This window comes from Bacillus sp. JJ1127 (assembly GCF_036965845.1).
Lineage (GTDB): Bacteria > Bacillota > Bacilli > Bacillales > Bacillaceae_G > Bacillus_A.
Genome location: NZ_JBALQK010000076.1, coordinates 16,047 through 23,399, shown reverse-complemented (window position 1 = coordinate 23,399; position 7,353 = coordinate 16,047). Strand labels below are relative to the sequence as shown.

Genomic DNA, 7,353 nt, shown 5'->3' with positions numbered 1-7,353 from the left:
AGCTAATTCGATAGTTACTATTGGTCACATTTCATATAATGAAGACATAAAGTAACACTTTTGGGAAATAGATTGTCCCCATCTTCCCATTAGCTAAAAAGAGCTGCATCATTTTAGTTCCCCACCCCCTTAAAAAGATCTCAAATTGAGATCTTTTTTTATTGCAATTAATGACGAAATTTTTATATTTATAACAATATACATTCTATTTGAATTTACTTTCTAAAAAGAGCATTTTCCTGTTATTATATGAAAGTGTTTGAAAAAATGAAGAAATGAAAACGCATTTATATCGTAAATTCTTCATCCTGTTTTAACGATCGTTAATCTTCTACTTTTCAAGTGGAGAATTACCAATCGTTAGAACGAATTTTAGTTATATTAATATAGTAAAATGGAAGGAGTCTTGTAATGGACATTTTATTAGCGCTTCTGCCTGCAATTGCGTGGGGAAACGTCTTATTAGTAAGCGTAAAAATGGGCGGTGGTGCATATAGCCAAACGGTAGGTATGACAATCGGTGCTCTATTCTTCGCATCAATTATGTTTGCATTTACACAGCCAACACTTACTTTAACAGTTTTAATCGTAGGTTTTATTTCAGGTATATTCTGGGCTTTAGGACAAGTTAACCAATTAAAAACGGTTGAAACATTAGGTGTTTCAACCACTGTTACCATTTCAACAGGTATGCAACTTGTAGCTACTTCTATCTTTGGGGTAATTGTATTCCATGAATGGACAACTACAACTACAATTATTCTGGGAACGATTGCAATTCTATTAATTGTTGTTGGTGTTGTCTTCACTTCTTTAGATGATAAAGAAAATGCGCAACCACCTGGTCAATTTAAAAAAGGTATCCTTACACTAATTCTCTCAACATTTGGATATCTAGTATATGTAATCATTATTCGTTGGTATAACATCGATGGTTGGGCTGCTATCCTACCACAAGCTGTTGGTATGTTTGCCGGTGCCGTACTCTTAACTGCAAAACATAAACCTTTCAATAAATATGCAATTCGCAATATCTTATCTGGTTTATTATGGGGTACAGGTAACTTATTCTTATTCCTTTCTCAGCCAAAAGTTGGTGTTGCAACAAGTTTCTCGTTATCCCAAACGGGAATCGTTATCTCAACATTTGGTGCAATTGTCTTCTTAGGTGAGAAGAAAACAAAACGACAAATGGTGTTTATTGCACTTGGTAGTGTCTTAATTATCGGCGGTGCTGTATTACTAGGATTAACAAAAAAATAATGTATTCATAAACACAATACAAACCTAGCATGTAAGTTGGATATATGACTTATATGCTAGGTTTTTTCATTTTACTTCAACCGACGCATATCTCCCTGATAGAGTGAAACTTTAATAAATAGGAATATTACTGCTCATTCATATGAGATACAAGTCTTTTCTTTTTACAAAAATCTCCCACAAATGTTATCGTTTTTTATAATATCTCTGAGAATAGGAAGGAATAAAGGATATGCAAAAAAAACATCGAATTTTATTTATTGGTGCCGGACGTATGGCAGAAGCAATATTTACTGGCCTACTTAAGACGAGTAAAGAATACATCGAAGAAATTATTGTATCTAATCGAAGCGATACAGAAAAGCTCAAACAATTAGAGCAACGATATGGCGTATCGACTACAAATGATTGGAAACAGTATATCAAAGCTGTGGATACCATCGTTTTAGCAATGCCACCAGCTGCACATGAACAGTTATTAGCGGAATTATCTCCTCTTCTAACTCATCAGTTTGTAGTAACCGTTGCTGCTGGAATTGGCCCATCTTACTTAGAAGAAAAACTTCCTCAAGGTACACCAGTTGCCTGGATTATGCCAAATACAGCTGCGACGATTGGACAGTCTATCTCCTTATATACGATGGGGCATTCCGTAAATGAAGAACAGCAAGAAACACTGCAACTTCTTTTAAAGGGCATTGGTACATCACAACTTTGCACTGAAGAAGAAATTCATAGGTTAACTGCTGTTACCGGCAGTGCACCGGCCTTCCTGTACCACTTTGCTGAAGGTCTAATTGAAGCAACAAAAAGTTATGGGATTAATGAAGCAACAGCAAAACATCTTGTCATTCAAATGATTGCTGGTTCTGCTGCTATGCTCAAGCAAGAACAAGATCCAGCCATGCTGCGGGAACAAGTGACAACGCCAGGTGGTTCAACTGCAGAAGGTTTAAATGTTTTATATGAGCATAATTTCGCAAAGATCATTCACCAAGCAATTGAAGCAACAAATAAAAAAGCTAGGGGGAAATAATATGACAATCACAAGTTTACAAGATTACACAACATTACATAACGACGTGAAGATGCCTTGGTTTGGTCTAGGTGTTTTTAAAGTTGAAGATGGTACAGAAGTTATTGATTCTGTAAAAGCAGCTATCAAAAACGGATACCGTAGCATTGATACAGCGGCTATATATAAAAATGAAGAAGGTGTTGGACAAGCAATTCGAGAATCTGGTATTCCGCGCGAAGAACTATTCATTACATCAAAAGTATGGAATAGTGATCAAGGTTATGAGTCAACATTACAAGCTTTCGAAACTACATTAGAAAAACTTGGTTTAGAATATTTAGATCTTTATTTAGTACACTGGCCTGTAAAAGGAAAATACACTGAGTCATGGAGAGCATTAGAAAAACTTTATAAAGATGGTCGCGTTCGTGCTATCGGCGTCAGCAATTTCCATATTCACCATCTACAAGATGTATTCGAAATCGCTGAGATTAAACCAATGGTTAACCAAGTCGAATATCACCCACGTCTAACACAAGAAGAGCTGCATGCTTTTTGTAAAGAACATCGCATTCAACTTGAGGCTTGGTCACCATTAATGCAAGGTCAATTACTTGATCATCCAACATTGCAGGAAATCGCAACAAAGTATAACAAATCAACTGCTCAAATCATCTTACGCTGGGATCTGCAAAATGAAGTTGTGACTATCCCAAAATCAATTAAAGAACATCGCATTATTGAGAATGCAAATATCTTTGATTTTGAATTAAGCACTGAAGATATGAAAGCTATTCAATCATTAAATGAAAATCACCGCGTTGGTCCAGATCCTGATAATTTTAACTTTTAGAAAGAAAGCCTCTGTATATGCAAAGGCTGCTGAAAAGTGTCTACTTTGAGCCAACAACAGAACTTTTATCAAAATACAGAAACTAAAAAGAAGATAACTACCTATTTACATGGGAGGTTATCTTCTTTTTCTTTTTGAGGGACTTTTTCAGTTCTCTCTATATGCACAGTGGCTTGCTTCTCTTAAAAAAAACTGAATACAACTTACTTGTTTGCTCATTACATCTATGATGATTTAAGAAAAACAGATACCTTTTTTCTTTATGCTTCTTTTACTAAACGCCTCTTCCCTTTTAATACAAATGATATTCCCATCGCAGCTAGCGCTACAATTTGTGTAATGATAATTATAAATAATAGAGAAATAATATTTTCTTTCAAACTTCCACCGCCAAATATTATTGTATAATAACCATTCGCTGCGTATGTTGCGGGAAATAATTCACCGATTGTTTGATATGCTTTTGATAACATTGCATGTGGTACCATAACACCAGAGCTTACGAGTTGTAATGACAGCGAAATAATATTAAAAAGCATGCCTGCATTTCCAAATAGAGTAATAAACATTTGTGTTAATGATAGGAAAGCAAAAAAGACAATTGCTTGAAATACCCATACATTCCACACTGTTTCTTGCGCCTCAATTTGAAATACTTTCATTAAACCAACTGTAATGCATGCAAGTAGGATTGATACTGCGGTGTTAATCACTTGTCGTGATAAGTAATTATCCCAGCTTCCCCCTACCTGCTTTGCCACTTTAGATAATTCCATACTCATAATCATCGCCCCTACAAATGAAGCTAACACGATCATAAGCGGTACCATGTTTACGGAAAATCCTTTTGCATCATTTACTTTGTGAATCGTAAATCCAACTGAGTCTTCAGTTAAACCTTTTATTGCTTCTACGCTCCCTGGACCCATGGCTTGTAATTTTCCAGCAACTGCTTGCTGCTTATAATTTGATATTTCTTTATTTACATTGTCACGAACTTGTTTCGCGACTCCTTCCATCATCTGCTTTGCCATCATAGCGTTTGCTTGGTTAATATGAAAGGTTAAATCTGTTTTTCCTTTTTCACTTACATCCTTTGAAAAAGAAGTCGGAATTTCAATAATCATATCGTATGCATGTGCATTCATTTCTTCTTTTGCTTTTTCCATAGATTTTTCTTTCGTTACTTGAAAAGGTAAGTTCTGCTGTAAACCTTCTGCTACTTTACTTCCCATGTTCGTATCCTGATTCACAATAGCAATGTGCATTTGATCCGCTCTTTCATTTACTCCATCATATGCTGTAAGCCAAACGCAAAAGAAAATAAGTTGAAACGCTAACGCCACTATAACTCCTACATACGTACCCGGTATTTTTAAAAATTGCTTCAATGTATTCATCTTTCCACCTTTCCGCAAGCAAGTACATACTTGCATTTAATTTTAAATAAATACTAGGGTCTTAATGCCCTAGCATATAAGGTTATATTATTTTCAATAAAATTTTCATCATTGATCTCTATGAGTCGATTTTCAAAACGCAATTTGGATAGAAAATAACCAAAATTAATCCATATAAAATTCATTACTTGCGCTTCAATATTTGTATGAATAATTTTTCCTTCTTGCTGCATCTTTTCAAAATAAATCATCAATTCTTCTTTTAATCCTTTTGGTATCTTAGCAATTTCATCATCTAATTCGGGAAATTGACCTGTTTCACGTATACCGATAGAAATGATGTCTTTCGCTTCATTCAAAAATTTATGATAGTGCCTTGCTAAATTCTTCAAATCCGTTTCTAATTCCCACACAATTTCTGTTTGTAAAAACTGCTTGAAATGTGGCACATATGAAAATTCATAAACGGCTGCTTCAATGATACCCTTTTTATTTTTAAAGTTACGAAATATCGTTACTTCATTGACGCCAGCACGCATTGCGATTTCTTTCGTTGTCGCTGCTTTATATCCTCTTTCTTTCACTAACTCAATTGCTGCTTGAATAATTTTGTCTGCTGTCTTTGAGCGCGCCATATAATCCTCTCTTCCTCATGCAAGTGATCACTTACATTTAGATTATATACTTTTTCTAATTATTGTCAATCCGCTTTTTGTAAATTTTTAAGAACGATACTCATATAAACAACCAAGAAACTGAAGTACAGTTAATATAAAACTAAATAAAAGCATGACTAGCATACTCATATGTAAAGATGGCTGAAAAATGGTAATTGTTCCCCAAACACTTATACTAATAAAGGAAAATTGAGCAATGACTCCCATCGGTTTCAACCATATCCTTGTCTTTTGTTTTGTGATCTTCACTAAAAAACCGATAATTGAAAATAAAGTTAATGCAAGGAATGCTAGCCATCTTCCATAGGCAATATCATAGGGTTCAACTTGACTCGGAAATATGAAATGAATGATACGAAATAATAGAATACCAATACCGATACAAATAATTAAGGCAAGGAAACATTCTACAATGGCCTTAATTAGAGAATGTAAAAGTGGCTTTCTTTTCCCTATTGATTCTATCATTTCACTGAGCACACCAATTATAAAGAGTACAAAAAACCATATAAAAAAATAAAAAGGCGTTTCTAATTTTAATAATTCCGATATTGAATAGAATAACATTTTCCACATGCGTTCTTTCTCACCTTTACTTATTCTTCTATGTCTTCAAACTGCAAATTCGTAGGTTCTTCAGAAAGAGTCTCATAAAAATTTTCTGCTAAGTCCGTTGACGGCACCTTTTCATCAACTTCATCCAATCGAAAACTATCCGCCCATATACAGCCTTCTCCTGATAATAAAATGCCAAATGCAATTCCGATCGCTTCTTCTTTTATGTCCAGCACAACTGAATAAGGCTCCCAGTTTATCGTGTTTTTAATTGGACGATTTTGCATATTATCCATAGCTAATGGCTCTGTATCTTTTCCGTCCACACGCATCCACAGTCCTGCCCAATCTTTCACACTTTTACTTTTAATAAATGCCGTTAGGCGCAAACGCTTTCCCCTGTATTTATCAGCTTTAAACATTTGCATAAGTGTTGTAAATCCGCCATGTGTAACATCCTCTTTCGCTTTTATATAAGCCGATGTTTTTCCTTGATGAACAGTTTCATAGTCTATTCCCATTTCATATTCTCCAGGGTGACTTCCACTTAATACCCACCCTTTTGGTAATCCTTTTTGCATTGAAACGCCCTCCCTTTCTATATAAAATGATTGAAAATATGTACGATATTTTTTAGGGGGTAACTGAAACATTCGTTTAAATGATCTTGTAAATGCCTCTTGTGAAGAGAAACCATATTGCACTGCAATATCAAGAACTGATCTATCTGTCATTACCAATGCCTGAGCAGCATGTGTTAATCTTCGTTTTCGAATATAATCAGTGACACTCATTCCAAGATGACTTTGAAAAATACGATGAAAATGATACATGGATATAGCACTATAAGAAGCTACTCTTTCAGTCGTAAGTTCTTCATCTAAATGCTCTTCTATATACGTAACTGCTCCTTTAATCAAATCTTTATATTCTTCGTACATTTTTGCGCCTCCTTACATTTTCAATTTACCATATACATACAAATTATTTTTGATTTAAATTGCGAAGTATTCTACGTGACACGAGGAAAATAATTTATTTCGAACACATACATAATTACATGGAATTGGGAAAAACTTGTATGGAAGGAAGTTACAAAAAGGAGGAATATATGATGAGAATTTTACTTTCAGTTTTATTAGCTCTTATGCTAGTACCCGCATTAACAGGCTGTAAGGCACCAGCAAAACAAGATACAACTTCTAATAAGAAAACAACGGACGAAGCGAAAAATGAAGCACCCGCTGATTTAAAGCTTAACTTTAATGAATTTACTTTAAAAACAGATTATCAAGATACAAAGAAAGATTACGAAGCTGATTATAAAAACAAAGGTGCTAACAAAAAGATGGACGCAAAAATTGAAGATCATAAAGCTAATGTAAAATTAACAGGAGACGAAGCGATTCCAAAGCTAAGTCCACTTCTGCAAAAATTAACATTTGATAAAAATACACCAGATCAAGAAGTTATTGATCAAGTGGTAAGCGTCTTCCAACTGGACAAAGATTATCAAAAGTTCGACTTAGAAGTTGTTTTCTCTGACGGAACGAAGAAAGAGTATAAGAAAGAAATTAAATAAAGAAG

The 7,353-nt window shown here is 34.5% G+C and carries 8 protein-coding genes; 4 read left to right on the top strand and 4 right to left on the bottom strand.

Annotated elements, in window-relative coordinates:
• Positions 1–411: 411 nt before the first annotated feature.
• The 3 genes from V7183_RS09265 (at position 412) to V7183_RS09255 (ending at position 3,134) form a co-directional block, all read left to right on the top strand.
• Complete coding sequence (locus V7183_RS09265) at positions 412–1,263, top strand: GRP family sugar transporter (RefSeq protein ID WP_097894890.1); 852 nt, start codon at positions 412–414, stop codon at positions 1,261–1,263.
• Between the two features lie 232 nt (positions 1,264–1,495).
• The gene (gene proC, locus V7183_RS09260; protein ID WP_097894891.1) at positions 1,496–2,299 is read left to right on the top strand and encodes a pyrroline-5-carboxylate reductase; all 804 of its coding nucleotides are present in this window, start codon (positions 1,496–1,498) and stop codon (positions 2,297–2,299) included.
• Between the two features lies 1 nt (position 2,300).
• Positions 2,301–3,134: an aldo/keto reductase gene (locus V7183_RS09255; RefSeq protein WP_335359288.1), complete on the top strand. Its 834-nt coding sequence runs from the start codon at positions 2,301–2,303 to the stop codon at positions 3,132–3,134.
• Between the two features lie 260 nt (positions 3,135–3,394).
• Here the strand turns inward: V7183_RS09255 and V7183_RS09250 are convergent, their stop codons facing one another.
• The 4 genes from V7183_RS09250 to V7183_RS09235 form a co-directional block, all read right to left on the bottom strand.
• Positions 3,395–4,534, bottom strand: coding sequence for a YhgE/Pip domain-containing protein (locus tag V7183_RS09250; RefSeq protein WP_335359287.1), 1,140 nt, complete (start codon positions 4,532–4,534; stop codon positions 3,395–3,397).
• 53 nt (positions 4,535–4,587) lie between these two features.
• On the bottom strand, positions 4,588–5,169 hold the full coding sequence (locus V7183_RS09245) for a TetR/AcrR family transcriptional regulator (protein ID WP_335359286.1): 582 nt from the start codon (positions 5,167–5,169) through the stop codon (positions 4,588–4,590).
• Positions 5,170–5,256: 87 nt separating this feature from the next.
• Positions 5,257–5,679, bottom strand: a complete 423-nt coding sequence (locus V7183_RS09240; RefSeq protein ID WP_335359285.1) for a hypothetical protein — start codon at positions 5,677–5,679, stop codon at positions 5,257–5,259.
• Positions 5,680–5,807: 128 nt separating this feature from the next.
• Positions 5,808–6,707 carry a helix-turn-helix transcriptional regulator gene (locus V7183_RS09235; RefSeq protein WP_335359284.1) on the bottom strand — a complete coding sequence of 300 codons (900 nt, stop codon included), beginning with the start codon at positions 6,705–6,707 and terminating at the stop codon, positions 5,808–5,810.
• 173 nt (positions 6,708–6,880) lie between these two features.
• Between V7183_RS09235 and V7183_RS09230 the strand changes: the two genes are divergently transcribed.
• Complete coding sequence (locus V7183_RS09230) at positions 6,881–7,348, top strand: YusW family protein (protein ID WP_097894897.1); 468 nt, start codon at positions 6,881–6,883, stop codon at positions 7,346–7,348.
• Positions 7,349–7,353 lie beyond the last annotated feature (5 nt).

Excerpts from the sequence above, each read along its gene's own strand:
- V7183_RS09255 (WP_335359288.1), top strand. The coding sequence starts at position 2,301 with ATGACAATCACAAGTTTACAAGATTACACAACATTACATAACGACGTG.
- proC (WP_097894891.1), top strand. The coding sequence starts at position 1,496 with ATGCAAAAAAAACATCGAATTTTATTTATTGGTGCCGGACGTATGGCA.
- V7183_RS09235 (WP_335359284.1), bottom strand. The coding sequence starts at position 6,707 with ATGTACGAAGAATATAAAGATTTGATTAAAGGAGCAGTTACGTATATA.
- V7183_RS09245 (WP_335359286.1), bottom strand. The coding sequence starts at position 5,169 with ATGGCGCGCTCAAAGACAGCAGACAAAATTATTCAAGCAGCAATTGAG.
- V7183_RS09250 (WP_335359287.1), bottom strand. The coding sequence starts at position 4,534 with ATGAATACATTGAAGCAATTTTTAAAAATACCGGGTACGTATGTAGGA.
- V7183_RS09265 (WP_097894890.1), top strand. The coding sequence starts at position 412 with ATGGACATTTTATTAGCGCTTCTGCCTGCAATTGCGTGGGGAAACGTC.
- V7183_RS09240 (WP_335359285.1), bottom strand. The coding sequence starts at position 5,679 with ATGATAGAATCAATAGGGAAAAGAAAGCCACTTTTACATTCTCTAATT.
- V7183_RS09230 (WP_097894897.1), top strand. The coding sequence starts at position 6,881 with ATGAGAATTTTACTTTCAGTTTTATTAGCTCTTATGCTAGTACCCGCA.